This is a genomic window from Streptomyces sp. NPDC014727 (assembly GCF_043083485.1).
In the GTDB taxonomy this organism is placed as follows: domain Bacteria; phylum Actinomycetota; class Actinomycetes; order Streptomycetales; family Streptomycetaceae; genus Streptomyces.
In genome coordinates this window covers 1-17,356 of record NZ_JBIBYR010000053.1, presented here as the reverse complement: position 1 = coordinate 17,356, position 17,356 = coordinate 1, and the positions used below count along the sequence as shown (strand labels likewise).

Sequence of the window (17,356 nt, the reverse complement as noted above, 5' to 3'; positions counted from 1 at the left end):
AGCCTGTCGAAGTCGGCGCTCGGCGCGTAGGCGCGAAGGCCGCCGTATGTGGCCATGACCCGCCACCCTTGTGACTGGTTGGCGCCGAGCACCTGATTCACCGCCGACTGCAGCTCCGACTGGTCCGGCGTGGCGGAGGTGTGGACGGCCACGGCGTCGACGCTCGTCCGGAACTGCCTGATGACGGAGTCCTGGCTCTGCTGCAGCACCCCCGTGCGCGCTTCCCGGAAAGCGAGTGTTCCGGTGCCCAGGGCGCTGGCCATGGTCACCAGGACGAAGGCCGCCACCAGGCGGGGGCGCAGCCCTCGCAGCGGAAGCGGGACTCGGGCCAGAACCGCCCCGAGGAATCGCCCCGGCCCGGCGTCCTGCCCGGCCGCGGCGGCCTCGCGTCCGCGTACGACCTTTCGTGCCCGCACGGTTCTGCGGTCGTTCACGAGCTACCGAAGCGGTAACCGAAGCCGCGTGCGGTCTGCACGTACCGGGGATCCCTGCCCTCACCGAGCTTGCCGCGCAATCGCTTCACACAGGCGTCCACGAGCCGTATGTCGCCGTGGTAGCTGTGCTCCCAGACCGCTTCCAGCAGTTGCTGGCGGCTGAACACCTGGCCGGGCGAGGCCGACAGGGTCAGCAGCAGCCGAAGCTCGGAGGGGGCGAGCACGACGGGTTCGCCACGGTGTGTCACCACGAGCCCCGCCCGGTCGATGACCAGCTCACCGTGCGACTCCGGCAGGGGCCGGAGGCCGTCCGAGGCCGACGCGTCCTGTCTGCGCAGCACGGCCCGTATGCGCGCGTCGAGCACCCGGGCCTGCACGGGCTTGACCACGTAGTCGTCCGCGCCGGCCTCCAGCCCCACGACCACGTCGATGTCGTCCCCCTTCGCCGTCACCATGATGATCGGCACCTGGTCGCGAACCCTTATCCGCCGGCACACGTCGAGGCCGGACATGCCGGGCAGCATGAGGTCGAGCACGATGACGTCGGGCCGGAAGGGGTGGAGCTGTTCCAATCCCTCTTCACCGGTTCCGGCGGCGAATACGTCATGCCCCTGATGTCGTAGCGCCAACTGGACGGCCTTACGGACATCTGGGTCATCTTCGACAATCAGGACTCGTGGCACTTCGCCAGTGTAGGCCGATCGGATGAGGCGACCGTCCCGGAAAGAGCCCCTCGCGAGTGCTGTTACCGAATGATCACAACGGGCCGGGGCGCCGGCGGTCCGGTCCCGGGCTGCGAGAGTCACCGGCAAACAACCGTTGCCATTTCGTCATCATCCGAACTCATCGTGATCATCTGAAACGACCAGTCTGAGCTGCCATGCATTCGGCACGAGAGCGGGAATCCGCACCACCCACCGGCAGAGCCCCGGCCTCCCATCGCGGTGGCCGTCAGCACCGGTCCTCCCATCGCCGGAGCGCTCCGACCCGCCGGTCGCGGAGCTATCTGATCGGCACGCTGATGGCCGTCGGTCTGCTCGGCTCGGCGCCGTACCTCCTGGACGGCGGACGAAGTGACGCGTCGAGCGGCGCGCCGCGCCCGCGGAGCACGGTGCGCATCACCCCCGCGCCCGCCCCGACGCCCACTCAGCCCCCTGCCGAGAACGACGTCCCTGCGAGGGGCACCGGCTCGTTCGTCACCGCGGACGCCGGCGGCGCGAAGGTCGGTCAGGGGCCGCGCCTGCTCCGCTACGTGGTGGAGGTCGAGGCCGGGCTCGAGATCTCGCCGACCCAAGCGGCGAACGAGATCGCCGACATACTTGCCGCTCCCCGGGGCTGGATCCGCAACCAGGCCTACTCCTTCCAGTTGGTGGGCGCGGGAGCGCCTCACGACCTCACGGTGAAGATCGCGAGACCAGGAACGGCGGACGCTCTGTGCTGGGCGGGCATCCACCAGGACACCGGGGGCGAATACAACTGCGAGGTCCCCGACGGGGTGGTGGTCAACCTCAAACGCTGGGTCGAGGGCTCGCCTACGTTCGACGGCCCGATCCATGACTACCGGGCGCTGATCATCAACCACGAGATGGGGCACTTCCTGGGCCACACACACATGACCTGCGCGAGTCCCGGGCGACTGGCCCCGGTGATGATGCAGCAGATCAAGGGCCTGCACGGATGCATCGCCAACGCCTGGCCCTATGACAAGAACGGTCACCTCATCTCCGGACCGCACGTGACGTGACGCGGCGGCCGTTCCCGGAGGCGCGCCGCTCGAGGGACCGGACCGGCGCTGGGCAGCAGCGGGGTGGGGCGGCAGTTCGCCGAGGAACCTGCGATGGACGGCGTGGAGTTGGAGTGCGTGGCCGTGGGTGAACGAACGGAGGAAGGTGCCCAGTGTGGACGGGGCACGGACCCCTCGGAACAGGGTCGGCATCGCACCGTGACGCAGCACGCGGAGGTCGTCGATGCTGTCTGCCCCTGCGGCCATGCCGACCACGATGCTGCTGACCTTGGCGTCCGCCGACGCACCCGCGCCGTTCGTCGTCCCGGTCAGCTTCACCTTCTGCGTCACCAGGTCCGACAGCCCACACCGTTCGGCCAGCCGCATCATCGGAACCAGTCCGGCATGCGCAACCAGATTCGGGTCATCGAACACAGCGGACACCGCACGTGGCGGCGTGGAAGAACGCATCCCGGAGATGCGCCTCCGAACTGGTTGAGTAGAAGCCGAGTCTGTCGAACGAACGGGTCTGGCTCGTAGTCAGTGGTGACGATGGGTGTCTGTCAGGGTAGGAGGATGCGGTGGCGGAGGAGGTCGAACCCGGCACGTCCGTGCATCTGTCTCATGATTCTCTTGGTGCGGGTGTTGACGCCTTCGGTGCGGCCGTTGTGGTAGGGCAGGGTGAGTCCGGCGATCACGGCGGGCCGGTCGATTTCGAGTCCGTTGGTGAAGCTGCGCAGGTAGGGAAGGTCGACAGCGCAGGCGGCCGTGATCCACTCGGTGAGTTTCACGTGGTGGCCCTCGGCCGGTTTGAGTAGGGCGGCGAAGCCGCGTACGAGATCGGCGAGTGCGGTCATCTCCGGACAGGCCGCGGTGATCTTCTCCAGCAGAGCGGTCTCTTTCGGGCGGCCATGGAGCCAGTTCCATGTCCCCCACACGGTGCCGCAAGGCCACGACCCGGACTGGCGGTCGGTCCGACGAGGCCCGCGCCGCTGCTGCCGGTCATCCGGTGAGGCGTGGCCTCGGACAGGAGAGCGTCAGAACGAGGTCCACGTGAACGCGACCTGGTCGCGGTTCTCTATCTCGAACTGGCAGCCGCCGACCGGAGTCGGGGTGCCGTTCACGGAAATGCTCCAGTAGGCGGAGCCGCCGCCGTTCACGCCCTTGATGGTGTCGACCGAGTAGTCGTCGAAGGACGCGTACCAGGCGCCGTCCCAGGAGAAGTTGTTCCACTTTGCCGCGTGGTCCAGGGCGGCCGTCGGAGTCGGGACCTTCGACGTGTTGGCACCGCCGTTGGTGCCGTCGCACTTGTGGGTGCCGCCCGTGGCTGTGGTGACGTCATGCCCCCAGGTCGTGACCTTCTTCTGGAAGAGCAGGCCGTCGGAGCTCTGGACAGTGACGGTGACTCTCACCGGTGCGTTGGTGAATCGCATGGTGGCGTTCTCGGCCTGCGCGGCCGAGGGTGCTGTGGCGAGGGTGAGACCGAGAACCGCGGTGGTCACGGTGGCACGGCGGATCAGATTCTGGCGCATGAGGTTCCTCTCGATCGTGCGGTGCGGTGTGGTGCGATGTGCGACCGGCGGCAGGGTGCAGTCGGCCGGGGTTCAACCCGTCGCGGAGCCCGGGCCCGCATCGCTGCGCGCGAAGCGGATCGGTGCCTGGAAACGGGCCTTGCGGGCGGCGCGGCGGAAGACGGTGAGGACGGCGGGACCGGCCAGGGTGATGCAGATGAGGTTGGTGACGGCGCGGCCGGTGTCCCAGCCGAGGGATGTGGCCAGGTCGAAGGCGATGTATCGCTGGAACTGCTCGGTGAACGGGAGCCCCGGCAGGTAGGCGATGGAGCTGTTCGGGTCCAGGGAGAAGGGCCAGAAGGAGAGGTTCAGGAGGAAGCCGAACAAGTAGCCGGAGAGCGAGCCGTAGATGGCGAGCATGAGGACTTCCCGGCGGCCGGTCGCCCGGGGGAGGAATCCGGCGAGCATGCCGACGAAGGCACAGCCGAACATCTGGTACGGCATCCACGGACCCACGCCGCCGGTGATCAGCGCGGAGGCGAAGAGGGAGGTGCACCCGAGAGTGAAGCCGAAGCCGGGGCCGTACACCCGGCCGGCGAGGACGAGTATGAAGAACACCGTTTCGATGCCGGCCGTACCCGCGCCCAGCGGACGGACGGCCGCGTTGACGGCGGACAACACGCCCAGCATGGCGAGCGCCTTGGAGTTGATGCCGCCTTCGGCGATCTCGGAGATCACCACGCAGAGCACGATCACCAGCAGCACGCCGAAGATCAGGGGCGGGGCGTAGTTCGAGCCGAACGTGCCAGGTGCTACGAGAAAGGGCCAGAAGAACGCGACGACGCCCAGAAAAGCAGCCATGGCGATGACGACCCCGGCCCGGGCACGGATGCGAATGGCCGCGGTGTACATGCTCACGAGTCGAGGTCCGTTCTGTCAGCGGGGAGTACGGCGGCCAGCTGGTCCACGGTGAGGAAGGGCAGTGGGGCCAGGATCTTCGCGGTCTGCGGGGCGAAGACGGGGGAAGCGACGATGACCTCGCCGGTGGGGCCGTCGGCCACGACGTCACCCTCGGCCATGACCACGACGCGGTCGGCCGCCCGGGCGACGAACTCCACGTCGTGCGTGGAGATCACGACGGCCCGCCCCTCGGCCGCCAGCCCGTCCACGATGCCGATCAGCTCGCCCTTGGCCCGGTAGTCCAGACCGCGCGTCGGCTCGTCCAGCAGCAGCACTCGCGGGGCGGCGGCGAGTTGGATCGCCAGGACGAGGGCCAGCTTCTGGCCCTCGGACAGGTCGCGTGGGTGAGTGGTGTCGGGGATGCCGGGCGCCAGCCGGTCCAGGATGGCGCGGGCCGGTGTCCCGTCCGCCGCGACCCCGGACTCGGAATCGGCCTGGTCGAGCTCCTGCTTGACGCTCTCCAGGTAGAGCAGGTCGGTGGGAGTCTGCGGGACCAGACCGACGAGCTGCCGGGCCGCTGCCGCCGAGACCTTCTGTGGGTCCTGTGCCTTCGGGCCGCCGGGCTCACCCACGGCCACCGAGCCGGCCCTGCGGGGCCCGGAGCCCTGGAGAGCCCAGAGCAGGGAAGACTTGCCGGAGCCGTTGCGGCCCATGAGGGCGGTGATCTCCCCGCCGCACAGGTCGACATCGACCTCACGGACGGCGGGAACGCCCTGGTACGTCACAGTGATCCCGCGCGCGGTGAGCAGTTTGGCGCGGTCCCCGTCGGAAGCGGGCCGCACCGCTGGGAGAGCGACATGGGCCAGCCGGGTGCGCAGCGGTGCTGCGGCCCGGCGGGCGTCGCGGATGGAGAGGGGAAGCGGGGACCAGCCGGCGGTGCGGCCGAGTTCGACGATGGGCGGTGCGATGGACGACGTACGGAAGATCTCGGCGGGCGGGCCTGAGACGACGTGGCCGTCGCCGGGGAGGTGAATCACATGGTCGGCGTACTGGACGACGCGCTCCAGGCGGTGTTCGGCGAGGAGGACGGTGACGCCGAGGTCGTGGACGAGCCGGGTGACGGCGGCCAGGACCTCTTCCGCGGCGGTCGGGTCGAGCGCGGAGGTGGGTTCGTCCAGGACCAAAACCCGCGGGTGGGCGGCGAGGACGGAGCCGATGGCGACGCGCTGCTGCTGGCCTCCGGAAAGTTCGTACAGGGCGCGATGGCGCAGATCGGCGAGGCCGAGCAGGTCGAGGGTCTCCTCCACGCGCTTGCGCATGGTTGCCGGGGGTACGGCCAACTGCTCCATGGCATAGGCGAGTTCCTCCTCGACGGTGTCGGTGACGAAGCCGTCGAGAGGGTCCTGGCCGACGACGCCCACGACGTCGGCGAGTTCGCGGGGCGGATGGTCCGCGGTGTCCCGGCCGTCCACGGTGACGCGCCCGAAGAGAGTGCCTCCGGTGAAGTGGGGGACGAGGCCGTTGACGGCGCCCAGCAGGGTGGACTTGCCGACGCCGGTGTGGCCCACGACGAGGCAGAGTTCGCCTTCCTCCACGGTGAGGTTCACGTCCCGCAGGACGGGTTCGGCCGTGTCCTCGTACTGGACGGTGACCTGGTCGAAGGTGATCACTTGGGTTCCTCGGTGCGCTGCGCGGGGACGGCCGGACGGATGGGAGTGATCGGTGGCGGGGCCAGGAATCCGGCTGCTCCCGCGAGGACGATCGCGGAGGCCGGGACGAGTGGCAGGGACGGCCAGCTGAGCGGGTAGATGGAGGGGTTCAACTCGGCCGCGTCGAAGCCGGCGTTGGTGAAGAGGAGCACGGCGGACAGGACCCCGCAGCCCGCGACGGCCCACTCGGCGGCTCGCCAGGGGTCGGGCCGGTAGGTCGTGCGGGTGATCCTGCGCCCGCCGAGGCGCAGTCCGGCCACGCACAGCAGCCCGCCGGCCGCGAGAGCGGGAAAGCCGAGCACGGCCGGCGCGGTGGCGTCGAGGAGCCCGTAGGCACCGGCGCACAGGCCGCACATCCCGAGCAGCATGAGAACGCCGGTCGCACGGCGGGAGCGGCGAGTGGCGGTCCCGGCGCGTCCGTAGCCGCGGGAGTCCATGGCGGCGGCCAGCCGGAGGGAGCGCTCCAGGGCGTCTTCGAGGACGGGGACGACGATGCCGCGCAGGGCCCGCAGACCCTTGGAGCGCCCGGCACGCAGCCGCCGGGCCCGGTGCACGCGCTGGACGCTCTGCACCAATTGGGGCGCCACGCTGATGGAGACCGTGACGGCGACGCCCAGCTCGTACAGAGCTCCGGGCAGTACGCGGAGGGCACGCTTGGGGTTGGCGAGGGTGTTGGCGGCACCGATGCAGCAGAGCATGCAGGCAAGGCGCAACCCGTCGGTCGCGGCCGACAGCAACGCCTCCAGGGACACCGGGCCGCCGAGTTGGATGCCCGCGTACCAGTCGGGGGTCGGGATGTGGGGGAGCGAGAAGAGGAAGTGGTCGTGGGGCGTGATGCCGGTGGCGAAGACGGCACGGAAGACCACGCGGATCGCCACGACGGTCAGGGCCAGGTAGAGGTAGTACTTGAAGCCTCTGGCCCAGGGGGCTTCCGTCCGGCGCATGGTGATGACGTATCCGAGGACCGCGAGGACCAGGAGCAGCAGCAGTGGATTGTTCGTGCGGCTGACGGCGGTGGCGAGGGTCAGGGCCCAGATCCACCAGGCGATGGGGTGCAGGGTGCGGGGCAGACGGCGGCCGCCCGTGTCCGGCGCGAGGCCGGACGCGGGCGGCCTGACCGCGTCCGTGCTGGTGTGGGGCACGCGGCTACTCCGTGCGGCGGCGCTTCGCCGCGTACCAGGCGGCGCCGCCGATGAGCAGGACGAGTACACCGGTCGCCACGGCGGGCAGGTACGAGCCCACGTCGTACTTCGCATCGGCCGCGGGCGCCGCGTCGACGACTCTGGGTCCGGAAGCGGGCGTGCTGGACGACGGCGAAGCGGAGGGGGTCGGCGAGACGCTCCCGGAGGGGCTCGCCGAGGCCGAGGCACTCCGTGAGGCCGAGGGGTTCGATGGTGGCGTCGTCGCGGGTGGCGTCGGGTCCGCCGGGGGCGGGTTCTCCGGCGCGGGGCCGGTGTCGACGTTCGGCGGAAGGGGCGCCGCGGTGCGGGTGTCCTTGGGGACGGGCTTGCCGCCGCCGGTGGGCCTCGCGTTCTTGGCGCGCAGCTGATCGGGAGTGACGGTGGGCCGGCCCTGGGTGCCCTCGATGTTCGTCCCGCCGAAGATCCACAGGTCCACGCTGCCGGGCTTCGGCTTGTAGAGCATGGCGCCGAGCTGGCTGTATTCCCAGGTGCTCTGCCCCGGTCCGGCGTGCCAGTACGACCAGTAGGCGGAGGCGGGCGGCGTCAGGACGCAGTCGTCCTGCTTCGGAGTCGGGTACTGCTTGCCGCCCTGATGTCCGCTGTATCCGATGCGGCAGATGAAGGCAGGGCCGTCGTGGCCGGTTCCCGTGGTCCGCCAGCCGCCCTGGTTGAGGAGATCGTACCCAGTGGTGGGAGTGGTCCCGCAGGAGCGGTAGATGGGCCCGCCCCAATGGCTGAAGTCCACGGCGAGCACGACACCCGAGGAGGTGGTGCACTGACCCATCGGCTGAGGGGCGGCCCCGGCGGGGGCCGCAGTGGCGGTGAACGCCGCCACCGTCAGTCCCAGGGCGGCCGCGGTACGGGCCAGGGCGCGCAGGACACGACTGCTCCTCATGCCTCGCCCCCGGTGGTCTCGCGGTGGCGCCGGGCGGCGCGGGTCGCGCCCCAGCCGCCGAGGACCAGCACCACGGCTGCTGCGGCGAGGCCGCCGATCTGTGCGCCGGTGGAGGCGAGGCCGCCGCCCGAGCCCGAGTTGCCGTCCGCACCGGCTCCGCCCGTCTCCTCGCCCGGGGTCACGATGTCGGGCGTCGAAGGAGAGCCGGATGGCTGGCCCGAACCGCTGGGCGCGGGCTCCGGGGTGGTGCCGTCGAGGCTGCGCGTGAGAGTGCCGAAGGAGATGCCGGTGGCGCCGCCGACGGCCTGGGTCGAGGCGCGGACGTCAGACCCGGGCTGGCCGCCCTTGATGACGTTGAACCCGCCGTCGGTGTTCTGCTGAGAGGCCAGGAACTTGCGGGCCTTGGCGATGCCGTCCGCGTATTTCGTGGCGTCGAGCGACAGGCCCTGTACGGCCAGAGCGGCGGAGTTCACGGAGTTGCCGGAGGCGCCGGGGAAGCCGCCGTCCGCCAGCTGCTGGGTGGCCAGCCAGGCCAGGGCCTTGTCCACGGCCGCCTGTGAGGCGGCGTCGGGCAGCAGGTCCAGGGTCATGGCGGCCATCGCGGTGGAGTCGACCTCGGCGTCGCTCTTCTCGCCGATCAGGCTCGGCCAAGCACCCGAGGGCTCCTGAAGGCTCTTGAGATAGGCGATCGGTTCGGCCGCGGCGGCCGTCTCGCCCGCGCGGACCTGGGCCATGACGCCGAGGGACTGGGAGAAGACGGAAGTGGCGTAGGTGTAGTTGCCCTTGGCCGCGCAGGGGCGCGGCGTCGGTGTCTTCGCCGGGCAGATCGCCTTGGCCAGCGCGCCGATCAGGTCCTGCCCGCCGAAGTCTCGGGGGTCGCGGCCCACGACCTCGGCCAGGACGGCCGCCTTGCCGATGAAGCCGCCGCCCGCGTACTTGGTGCCGATCAGCGTCCAGTCATGAATACCGCGGCCCTTGCCGTCCTTGCCGCCCTTGTCGAGGAAGTCCACGATGTTACGCAGAGCGGCGTTGTCGTGGCCGGTTGCGGCGAGTGCGTAGGCGCCGTCGATGGTCATGCCGAAGTCGGCGAATCCGGATCCTTTGGCGTTCTCGTAGTAGTGGCCCTGTATCAGTCGTTTATGATCGGTGAGGTAGGCCGTGCCCTTCTTCAGGTCGGGCCCGTCACCTGCCGGAGGGATGGTCGGCGGGTCGGCCTTCTTGGTGGTCAGCGTGGCCAGGTCGCTCTTGGCACCCGCGATGACAACCGGGGTGGTGGCGAACAACCGGGGCTCGGTCTCGCCCTCCTCGAAGCCGAAGCCGCCCCCGGGGAGCTGCTGCCTGGAGAGCCAGGAGACACCGGCGTCGGCCCGGGCCGTGTCGCCCAGGGCACGCAGGGCCTGCACCGCCCAGCCGGTGGGGCCCGCGCTGCCGGTCGTCAGGTACGACGCGGAGGGCCAGGCACCGGTCGGGAGCTGGGACTTCTTGAGATAGGCTCGCGCCTTTCCGACCACCGCGTCGTGGCCGCCGGCCCGCTTGAGGGCCAGGGCGATCAGTCCGGTGGAGCTCGCGTCGCTGTCGCACCACTCGCCGGCCCGGATGAGGATGCCCGTGAAGCCGCCGTCCTCGCACTGGAGCCCGGTCAGCCGGGTCACGGCGTCGGCCGGGGGTGCTACATCGCCGTTCAGCAGGGCGATGACGGCCATGGCCTGGGCGTCGGCCTGCCCCGTGGTGCGGAAGTCGCCCTTGGTGAGGCAACCGGGGATCGTCTCGCCGTCGCCGATGTCTCTCGGGCAGACGTACTTGACGAGGTCCCCGAGAAGATCGTGCCCGCCGAAGTCGCGCGGGTCCTTGCCGGTGGCCTCGGCCACGAGCGCCAGACGTGCGGCGGCCGAGGCGTCGGGAATCCCGTCCTTGCCTGCCGGGTACGCGTACGCGTCCGTCTGCGCGGGTGTGGCCAGGAACGCGGCGGCCCTCCGCGCCGCCGGGCTCTTGGGATCGGCGGCGGCCAGGGCGTAGACGACCTCGGTGGTGAGCAGGTGGTTCGCAGTGGTGGTGCCCTCGTCGACGACACGCTCCTCGTCCGTCAGGTTCCCGGTGAGCCAGCGGGTGGCGGTGGCCACGTCGACCGAGCCAGGAGGCACGGTCGGCGGGTCCGTGGGACCGGTCGGGTCCGTGGTAGGAACACCGCCCTTGGCCCGTACGTCGTCGGGAGAGAAGGTGGGCTTGCCGGTGGTGCCGCCGACGTCGGTGCCGCCGAACACCCAGGCGTCCACGTCTCCGTCCTTGGGGGTGCGGGACATGGCGCCGAGGGGGCTGTAGGTCCAGTTCTTCTGCCCGGGCGAGGCGATCCAGTACGACCAGTACGCGGTGGCCTGCGGGGTGAGGACGCAGTCCTCCTTGTCCGGAGTGGGGTACTCCGTACCGGTGTTGAAGGAACCGTTGCCTATCCGGCAGATGAATCCGTCGCCGTCGTGGACGGTGCCGGTGGTGCCGAACCCGCCCTCGTGCAGCAACTCGTAGCCGGTCGTGGGGGTGGTGTCGCAGCCGCGTACCACCGGGCCGCCGAAGGGGCCGAAGTCCACTGCGACGATGGCGCCGGTCGTGGCGGTGCACTGCTCGACGGGGTCGGCGCTCGCCGGCGGGGCAGTGGAGAACGCCACTCCCGCACCGAGCATCAGAAGGGAAGCGGTCAAGAGAGACAGCAGCTGCTGTCTCCTGCTTGTCCGCCGTTTCGACTGCTGTTCGGTCCCCACGCGGCCCCTCGTCTCTGCCGGGCGGCTGCGTACGTGGCGATGCGCCCCCGCACGGCTGCTGTGCCATGGGGAAGGGTGCGACGACCACGCCGTAGTCCGCGACGGCGTTCCTCGTGTCTCTGTACCTGCTCCAGGCATTCCGGCTCACCCGGGACGAACCGGGCCTACGGTTGCGGGTCAGCGCCGGAATTCGACCGGCTTCCCCTGGTGCTGAGCGTCTATCAGCCGGAGTGCAACACGGATCTGGTCGGGCCGTCAAGATGGTGTGTGCCTCACCGGACGAATCCCGGACACCCGGGGTCCGTCCCCGTCCGAGTGGCTGGCGGACCCTTGACCACTCGGGTAGCGTCCTGGGCTGCCAGATGGGGGAATCCGGTGCGAAGCCGGAGCTGACGCGCAGCGGTGTGGGACGGCGGGGGCCGTTTCCGAGCCCGAATGCCCATATGGCGAAGCAGTACATGAAGCCGTACCACGCGTTCCGGACGGTGGCTCCCGACCATGCCCGGCCGTGCCCTTGCACGGAGAGCCCGCCATGCACTGGAGGCCGGCGTCCGCCGATTCCAGGAGCAGGCCATGCCCCGTCTTCGTACTTCCCGTCGTCTCGCACTCGCGGTGCCCGCGGCGTTCGGCGCTCTCGCCCTCACCGTACTGCCCGCCTTCGCGACCTCCAGTCCCGCGCAGATAGCCACGTCCAAGACCAACGGCGTTTCCTATCTCAAGTCGCTCCAGGCGGCGGATGGTTCGTACACCGGCTCCGGCTTGTCCAACGAGTGGGCGTTCAGCGCCTTCGCGGCTTCCGGCACAGCTGTCGTCGATGTCGCTCCGGGCGGCGACACCACGAAGAACGCCCGCACCGTCTATCGCAACCTGCTGTCCACGTCCGGCTGGCCCTCCGCTGCCCCCGTGGTCACCGACTACGAGCGGGGCACGCTGAACGCGTACGCCGCCGGCATCGACCCGGCCCGCGTCTCCGCCTCCCGCAACCTCGTCGCCGACATCTACTCGTACTGGCAGACCGCCGAGCCCGGCTACTTCGGCCCGTCCGGAAACTTCAACGGCACCGTCTTCGCGGCTCTCGCTCTCGGCGGCGCCAAGACCCAGACCGGCGGCGCCCGCATCCCGCAGTCGCTGACCGACTCGATGGTCACCCGTATCCGGGCCAACCAGCACGTCGACGGCGGCTGGACCTACAGCAAGGCCGAAGGTGACTCCACGGCTCTCAACTCCGCGAGCGACGTCGACATGACTGGCGCCGCGATGGCCGCCCTCTGTGTCTCGGGCGTTCCCAATACCGACGCGGACGTCGTCCGGGCCAAGAACTTCCTCAAGGGCAAACTGGTCGCCACCACCGGTGCGTTCAACTCCCTCTACGGGGTCAACACCAGTTCCAACGGCTGGGGCGTGGCGGGCCTGAACGCCTGCGGAATCAACCCCCAGACCGGCGACTTCGTCACCGTCAACGGCAAGACGCCGATCGACTTCCTGATCGCGAACCAGTTCAACCCGGCGGGCGGCTTCAAGTACAAGCCGTCCGACACCGCGCCCTCCCCCTACTCCTCGATCGACGCACTTCGCGCGGTCGTCGGCGGCGGTTTCACGGCCGCCCCGCCGACCCCGGTCACTCCGGGCGCCCCGCAGTGGGTCGCCCAGCCCACCTTCACCGCGGGCACCTCCACCAAGCTCGCGCTGACCGTCGACGACGGCACCGGCAACCTGAAGGTGTGCTCGGTGCCCTTCATCCCGACCGGGACGACCACGACCCTCGGGGACGTACTGGCCGCCGCGACGAGCGGAGCCTCTCCGGCGGGCTGCGTCACGAGCGTGACCCCCTCGTCGGGCACCGGCACGATCACCGCGATCAACGGCAAGGCCAATATCGGATCCAACACCTGGAAGGCCAGTGTTGACGGCTCCGCCTTCGCCGGCGCCCTTCGCGAGAAGTTGATCAACATGGGTGACACCATCGCTCTGCGCTGGGGCGCCTGATTCTCACGGGTGAGGGCCCCCGCCGTAGGGCCCTCACCCACGTTTCGTGGTCAGGTACCCGCACGTCGCGGCCGGCGCCGCGACTGCCGCATGAGCGTGAAGTGATGGCTCCTCAACTCGCCAACTTTTCATGGGTATTGAGCGAGAAAAGGGGAACAGTGACCGCCAGGCTGGTGCTACTTCGGCCTCGCGTACGCGCGTAGCCGCTCCTCGCGGCTTGTCAGACAACAGCTCGCACAGCGCACCGCCTCCGCACTCGTGTAGTACAGACAGCAGGTGTTGCGCAGATAGACCAGCCGCTCCTGGCAGTCCGGCGCCCGTCGGACCCGTGCCACCTCGCCCAGCGTCGCGAGTCCGCCGGGCGCGGTGTCCACGAACTGCCGCCAGCGGGACGCCAACAGATCCACCTGGGCGCCGTACGCGCACAGCGCCGTGGCGCAGCCATGGGCGATCCCTCCACTCAACTGCCTGGCCCCGGCGCGGGTACGACGGTGCAACGCATCGGCGATGGGCAGCAGATGCCCGTCGAGCACGGTGCGGTGCAGCAGCCGCACGGAGTCCTCCCCGGCCCGGGGTACCAGCAGCCGAGCTCTGCGCACCCGGACCCCGCCGATCCCGTGCGCGGCGGGGCGCACCAGGACATTGCCGGACCGCATGTCCGGGACCTCGTCGTGCAGCGCCCAGTGGAGCACGGCGGCGGCAGTGACCCGGCCCGCGTACACCGCCATCAGGGTCAGCGCGGTCGCATGACCGGTGCGGTGGCCGCTGCTTGTGCGTTCGCGCTCCAGCAGCGTGGACAGCTCCTCGCCCGCCGGATCGGCCAGTCGGTCGGCTGCCAGCCACTGCCCTGCTTCGCTCGCGGACGGTTCGCCTTCGGTGACCTGCCAGCGTGGCCCGTGCGGCGAGGGCGTCCAGTCGGGGGAAGTGCCGTCACTCATGACAGCGGGAGGTAGACGACGTTGGGGGAGCCGGTGACCGGGTGGACGCCGATCCGGGACCGTATCCCGTAGACCTCGGCCAGCAGCTCTTCCGTCAGGACCGCGCGCGGGGAGCCGGACGCCACCAGCCGTCCGGCGCTCAGGACGAACAGCCGGTCACAGTAGGAAGCGGCCAGGTTGAGGTCGTGCAGCACCAGCAGATTGGTGGTGCCGAGCGTCCTCACCAGGCCGAGGATCTCCAGCTGGTAGCGGATGTCCAGATGGTTCGTGGGTTCGTCGAGCGCCAGCAGCCCCGGTTCCTGGACGAGGGCGCGGGCGATCAGGGCCCGTTGCCGTTCCCCGCCGGACAGCTCTTCGAACCGCCGGTCGGCCAGGGACGCCGCGCCGACGCGCTGGAGCGACTGGTCGATGCGGCGGGCGTCGTGGGCGTCGTCCTGCTCCCAGAACCGTTTGTGCGGGCTTCGGCCCATCGCCACGACCTGGCGTACGGTCAGGCCGAAGGTGCCGGGGCTGTCCTGCGGGACGACGGCGACGCGGCGGGCCCGTTCCTTCACGCCGAGGGAACCTGCGTCCACTCCGTCCAGCAGGACCCGACCCGCCGCGGGGCGCAGGGCGCCGTACACACAGCGCAGGAAGGTGGTCTTGCCGCTGCCGTTCGGCCCGACCAGGCCGACCGTCTCGCCGGGGGCGGCGTCCAGCGTGACCGCGTCGAGCAGGATACGACCGGCCACCTCGTAGCTGATCCCGTCGGCGGCGAGCGCCGTCGGGGACGGTGCCGGGCTCATCCGGTGATCCCTTCGGTATGGCTGGAGCGGCGCAGCAGCCAGAGGAAGAACGGGCCGCCCACCAGGGCAGTGATCACCCCGGCGGGAATCTCTTCGGGGGCTGCCACGGTCCGCGCCAGCAGATCGGCCAGGAGCAGGAAGACGGCCCCGCCGAGCGCGGTCACCGGCAGCAGCCTGCGGTGGGACGCGCCGACGATCAGCCGGGCGGCGTGCGGAACCATCAGGCCGACGAAGCCGATCGCCCCGCTGTAGGCGACCAGCACCCCGATGATCAGCGACACCAGCACGAAGACACCACCCCGGAAGCGTCCGGGGTCCAGGCCGAGGCTGCGGGCCCCTTCCTCCCCAGTCAGCAGCAGATCCAGCGGACGGGCCAGGCTGATCAGGACTACAGCCCCGACACCCAATACCACGGCGGGCAGCACCAGTTGGTCCCAACGGGCGCCACCCAGGCCGCCCAGTGTCCAGAACAGGATCGCCCGCACATGCTCGGCTCGCGAGGACAGCACCAGGATCAGGCTGGTGAACGCGGACAGCACGTACTGGATCGCCACCCCGGCCAGAATCAGCCGGCCCGTCGTCATGGTGCCGCCACGCCGGGCCATCGCGTAGACGGCGACCAGCGCGGCCATGGACCCGGCGAACGCTGCGACGGGCAGCGCCACGTCGGTGGCCACCCCGGCACCGACCCCCAGCACGACGACCACGGCGGCGCCCGCCGACGCCCCGGACGAGGCGCCCAGCAGAAACGGATCGGCCAACGGGTTACGCACCAACGCCTGGAGCACCGCGCCCGACAGCGCCAGCCCGGCGCCGACGACGACCCCGAGCAGCACCCTGGGCAGCCGCACCTCCCACACGATCGTCGGGAACGCACCGGAGCGTTCACCGCCCAGGACCGTACTCAATACCTCGCCTGGCGGAATCCGTACCGGGCCGAGCGCCAGACCGGCCACCGCCGCCGCGAGCAGCAGCACCGTGAGGGCGCCGATCACGACGGGGGCCGAGCGGAGGACGGACTTCGGGCCGGGGCGGGCGGACCCCGTGCTCACGAGGTGCCGGGGTGCAGCTGCCCGGCCAGGTCCTGTACGGCGTCGGCGACCCGGACACCGAGCACCGCCGAGGACAGCGGGAGTACCGCGAACTTCTTGTTCTTGACCGCCGGCACGTCCGCGAGTGCCGGGTCGTTCAGCAGCCGCTTCTTCTTGGCCTCGACCGTGGTGCCTCCGTAGTCGTAGATCACGACCACCTCGGGCTTGCGCTTGATGACCTGTTCCCAGGACACGTCGCCGAAGGTGGCGTCGAGGTCCGTGAAGACGTTCCTGCCCCCGGCGAGCCGGACGATCTCGTTGCCGATGCCCTTGCCGCCCGCCGTGAACGCGGAGCTGTCGCCGGAGTCGTACACGAACACCGAGGGATGTGCGGAGCCCCTGAGCTCCGTCTCGACCGTCGTGATCTTCTGTCGTTCCTCGGCGATCAGCTTCTTGCCGCGCTCCGGTACACCGAAGGTCCTGGCGACTTGGGTGATCTCGGTGGCGAGTTGATCGATGCCGACCTTGCCCTTGGCGCAGTTCTCGATGTTCAGCCGGGTGTTGATGCCGTCCTTCTGGAGCCCCGCCCGGTCCTGGCCCTTGGCCTTGTCGAAGGCGCTGCTGTACCCGCCGTAGACGAAGTCGGGGTTGGCGCCGAGCAGCACTTCCTTGGAGGGGTACTCCTTCGCGAGCACCTTGGTCTTGTCGTACGCGGACCGGTACTCCGGCAGGATGCTGTCGTCCAGGTAGGCGGTCCCGGCCAGCCGGTCCTGGAGCCCGAGGGCCAGCATGATCTCGGTGACGTGCTGGTTCATGGTGACGACCCGCTTCGGCGGGGCGTCGAAGGTCGTCTTCGTGCCGCAATTGGTGACGGTGTAGGGGAAACCGTCGGCGGCCGGTGCGGCCTCTGCCTTGCTCTCGCCGCCGGTGCCGCAGCCGGTGAGCGGCAGCAGAAGCAGGGGTATGAGCGCGAGGGGTACACGGCGTATCGGGGGCATGGCCGAGCCTTTCCGGGGGATGTCCTCGTCCCCTGGGTCGTACGAGAAGGCGGCGCGGCCAGTATCTGGCTTCCGGGCTGCTGCAGCCCGGTCACAGTGGCGGGACCGTACCGGATTCGCACCGGTTTCCTGACACGCGTCGCCTGAGTTTTCGGAGCTCATTCTGTCAGACCGCGTATTCCGCAGGTCATGCCCCCTGCGCTGTCGGCTCTGGACGCCGACGTCCGCGATGACGCCCGTCCAGGAACAGGCCCCACAGATACAACTCGTCCTTCACTCACCGGTCAGCACGCGCCAAAAGCGCGAACACCTCCCGCGCGAATTCCGCCAACCAACCCCGACGCGCCGCGAGTTCATCTGCCCTCGTACCAGCAGGAAACCACCAGAGCGACCACCTGCCCAGGCACGTGACCAAGCCCTTAGCCTCAATCCGCCGAGGTGGTTCGAGAGTGATCTCCTGATCGATTTCTGCGTCCGCTTTGGGCTGGTGGCTGGGTGTGGGCAGGTGGTAT

Annotated in this window: 13 protein-coding genes, 3 pseudogenes and 3 riboswitches; of the genes and pseudogenes, 2 read left to right on the top strand and 14 right to left on the bottom strand. The window is 70.0% G+C overall.

The annotated features are described in order from the left end of the window. A pseudogene (locus ACF1B9_RS37185) lies at positions 1-434 on the bottom strand (two-component sensor histidine kinase); the annotation flags it as partial. Next, the gene (locus ACF1B9_RS37180) at positions 431-1,117 is read right to left on the bottom strand and encodes a response regulator (RefSeq protein ID WP_391746859.1); all 687 of its coding nucleotides are present in this window, start codon (positions 1,115-1,117) and stop codon (positions 431-433) included. The pseudogene ACF1B9_RS37185 and the gene ACF1B9_RS37180, both read right to left, overlap by 4 nt. 197 nt (positions 1,118-1,314) lie before the next feature. On the opposite strand from ACF1B9_RS37180, the gene ACF1B9_RS37175 reads away from it, so the two are divergent. Beyond that, on the top strand, positions 1,315-2,178 hold the full coding sequence (locus tag ACF1B9_RS37175) for a DUF3152 domain-containing protein (RefSeq protein ID WP_391746860.1): 864 nt from the start codon (positions 1,315-1,317) through the stop codon (positions 2,176-2,178). Positions 2,179-2,250: 72 nt separating this feature from the next. Here ACF1B9_RS37175 and ACF1B9_RS37170 read toward each other — a convergent pair. The 8 genes and pseudogenes from ACF1B9_RS37170 to ACF1B9_RS37135 form a co-directional block, all read right to left on the bottom strand. After that, a pseudogene (locus ACF1B9_RS37170) lies at positions 2,251-2,427 on the bottom strand (IS1380 family transposase); the annotation flags it as partial. 293 nt (positions 2,428-2,720) lie between these two features. Continuing rightward, positions 2,721-3,059: pseudogene (locus ACF1B9_RS37165) on the bottom strand (transposase); the annotation flags it as partial. A gap of 135 nt (positions 3,060-3,194) precedes the next feature. Beyond that, the gene (locus ACF1B9_RS37160; RefSeq protein WP_391746861.1) at positions 3,195-3,689 is read right to left on the bottom strand and encodes a DUF4430 domain-containing protein; all 495 of its coding nucleotides are present in this window, start codon (positions 3,687-3,689) and stop codon (positions 3,195-3,197) included. A gap of 72 nt (positions 3,690-3,761) precedes the next feature. Continuing rightward, positions 3,762-4,580: an ECF transporter S component gene (locus ACF1B9_RS37155; RefSeq protein WP_391746871.1), complete on the bottom strand. Its 819-nt coding sequence runs from the start codon at positions 4,578-4,580 to the stop codon at positions 3,762-3,764. A 2-nt stretch (positions 4,581-4,582) separates the two neighbouring features. Then, the gene (locus ACF1B9_RS37150) at positions 4,583-6,238 is read right to left on the bottom strand and encodes an ABC transporter ATP-binding protein (protein ID WP_391746862.1); all 1,656 of its coding nucleotides are present in this window, start codon (positions 6,236-6,238) and stop codon (positions 4,583-4,585) included. Next, entirely contained in the window at positions 6,235-7,419 is a 1,185-nt protein-coding gene (locus ACF1B9_RS37145; protein WP_391746863.1) for an energy-coupling factor transporter transmembrane component T, read from the bottom strand. The genes ACF1B9_RS37150 and ACF1B9_RS37145 overlap by 4 nt, the downstream gene beginning before the upstream one ends. Before the next feature lie 4 nt (positions 7,420-7,423). Then, positions 7,424-8,353: a hypothetical protein gene (locus ACF1B9_RS37140; protein ID WP_391746864.1), complete on the bottom strand. Its 930-nt coding sequence runs from the start codon at positions 8,351-8,353 to the stop codon at positions 7,424-7,426. Next, positions 8,350-11,106: a prenyltransferase/squalene oxidase repeat-containing protein gene (locus ACF1B9_RS37135; protein WP_391746865.1), complete on the bottom strand. Its 2,757-nt coding sequence runs from the start codon at positions 11,104-11,106 to the stop codon at positions 8,350-8,352. The genes ACF1B9_RS37140 and ACF1B9_RS37135 overlap by 4 nt, the downstream gene beginning before the upstream one ends. Positions 11,107-11,217: 111 nt before the next feature. After that, a riboswitch (cobalamin riboswitch) is annotated at positions 11,218-11,356 on the bottom strand. Positions 11,357-11,429: 73 nt separating this feature from the next. Beyond that, positions 11,430-11,568, top strand: a riboswitch (cobalamin riboswitch). A gap of 111 nt (positions 11,569-11,679) precedes the next feature. On the opposite strand from ACF1B9_RS37135, the gene ACF1B9_RS37130 reads away from it, so the two are divergent. Continuing rightward, entirely contained in the window at positions 11,680-13,092 is a 1,413-nt protein-coding gene (locus tag ACF1B9_RS37130) for a hypothetical protein (RefSeq protein WP_391746866.1), read from the top strand. Between the two features lie 176 nt (positions 13,093-13,268). Here the strand turns inward: ACF1B9_RS37130 and ACF1B9_RS37125 are convergent, their stop codons facing one another. Genes ACF1B9_RS37125 through ACF1B9_RS37110 form a run of 4 tightly spaced genes read right to left on the bottom strand, consistent with a single transcriptional unit; the run spans position 13,269 to position 16,844 of the window. Then, positions 13,269-14,030 carry a (2Fe-2S)-binding protein gene (locus tag ACF1B9_RS37125; protein WP_391746867.1) on the bottom strand — a complete coding sequence of 254 codons (762 nt, stop codon included), beginning with the start codon at positions 14,028-14,030 and terminating at the stop codon, positions 13,269-13,271. Then, positions 14,027-14,815: an ABC transporter ATP-binding protein gene (locus ACF1B9_RS37120; protein WP_391746868.1), complete on the bottom strand. Its 789-nt coding sequence runs from the start codon at positions 14,813-14,815 to the stop codon at positions 14,027-14,029. Before ACF1B9_RS37120 ends, ACF1B9_RS37125 begins: the two co-directional genes overlap by 4 nt. Continuing rightward, positions 14,812-15,867, bottom strand: coding sequence for a FecCD family ABC transporter permease (locus ACF1B9_RS37115; protein ID WP_391746869.1), 1,056 nt, complete (start codon positions 15,865-15,867; stop codon positions 14,812-14,814). Before ACF1B9_RS37115 ends, ACF1B9_RS37120 begins: the two co-directional genes overlap by 4 nt. Further along, entirely contained in the window at positions 15,864-16,844 is a 981-nt protein-coding gene (locus tag ACF1B9_RS37110) for an ABC transporter substrate-binding protein (protein ID WP_391746870.1), read from the bottom strand. Before ACF1B9_RS37110 ends, ACF1B9_RS37115 begins: the two co-directional genes overlap by 4 nt. A 38-nt stretch (positions 16,845-16,882) precedes the next feature. Continuing rightward, a riboswitch (cobalamin riboswitch) is annotated at positions 16,883-17,035 on the bottom strand. Positions 17,036-17,356: the final 321 nt, after the last annotated feature.

What these genes read in the sequence shown, in the direction of transcription:
- ACF1B9_RS37155 (WP_391746871.1), bottom strand. Translation starts at nt 4,580, where the DNA reads ATGTACACCGCGGCCATTCGCATCCGTGCCCGGGCCGGGGTCGTCATC.
- ACF1B9_RS37125 (WP_391746867.1), bottom strand. Translation starts at nt 14,030, where the DNA reads ATGAGTGACGGCACTTCCCCCGACTGGACGCCCTCGCCGCACGGGCCA.
- ACF1B9_RS37130 (WP_391746866.1), top strand. Translation starts at nt 11,680, where the DNA reads ATGCCCCGTCTTCGTACTTCCCGTCGTCTCGCACTCGCGGTGCCCGCG.
- ACF1B9_RS37120 (WP_391746868.1), bottom strand. Translation starts at nt 14,815, where the DNA reads ATGAGCCCGGCACCGTCCCCGACGGCGCTCGCCGCCGACGGGATCAGC.
- ACF1B9_RS37140 (WP_391746864.1), bottom strand. Translation starts at nt 8,353, where the DNA reads ATGAGGAGCAGTCGTGTCCTGCGCGCCCTGGCCCGTACCGCGGCCGCC.
- ACF1B9_RS37160 (WP_391746861.1), bottom strand. Translation starts at nt 3,689, where the DNA reads ATGCGCCAGAATCTGATCCGCCGTGCCACCGTGACCACCGCGGTTCTC.
- ACF1B9_RS37175 (WP_391746860.1), top strand. Translation starts at nt 1,315, where the DNA reads ATGCATTCGGCACGAGAGCGGGAATCCGCACCACCCACCGGCAGAGCC.
- ACF1B9_RS37110 (WP_391746870.1), bottom strand. Translation starts at nt 16,844, where the DNA reads ATGCCCCCGATACGCCGTGTACCCCTCGCGCTCATACCCCTGCTTCTG.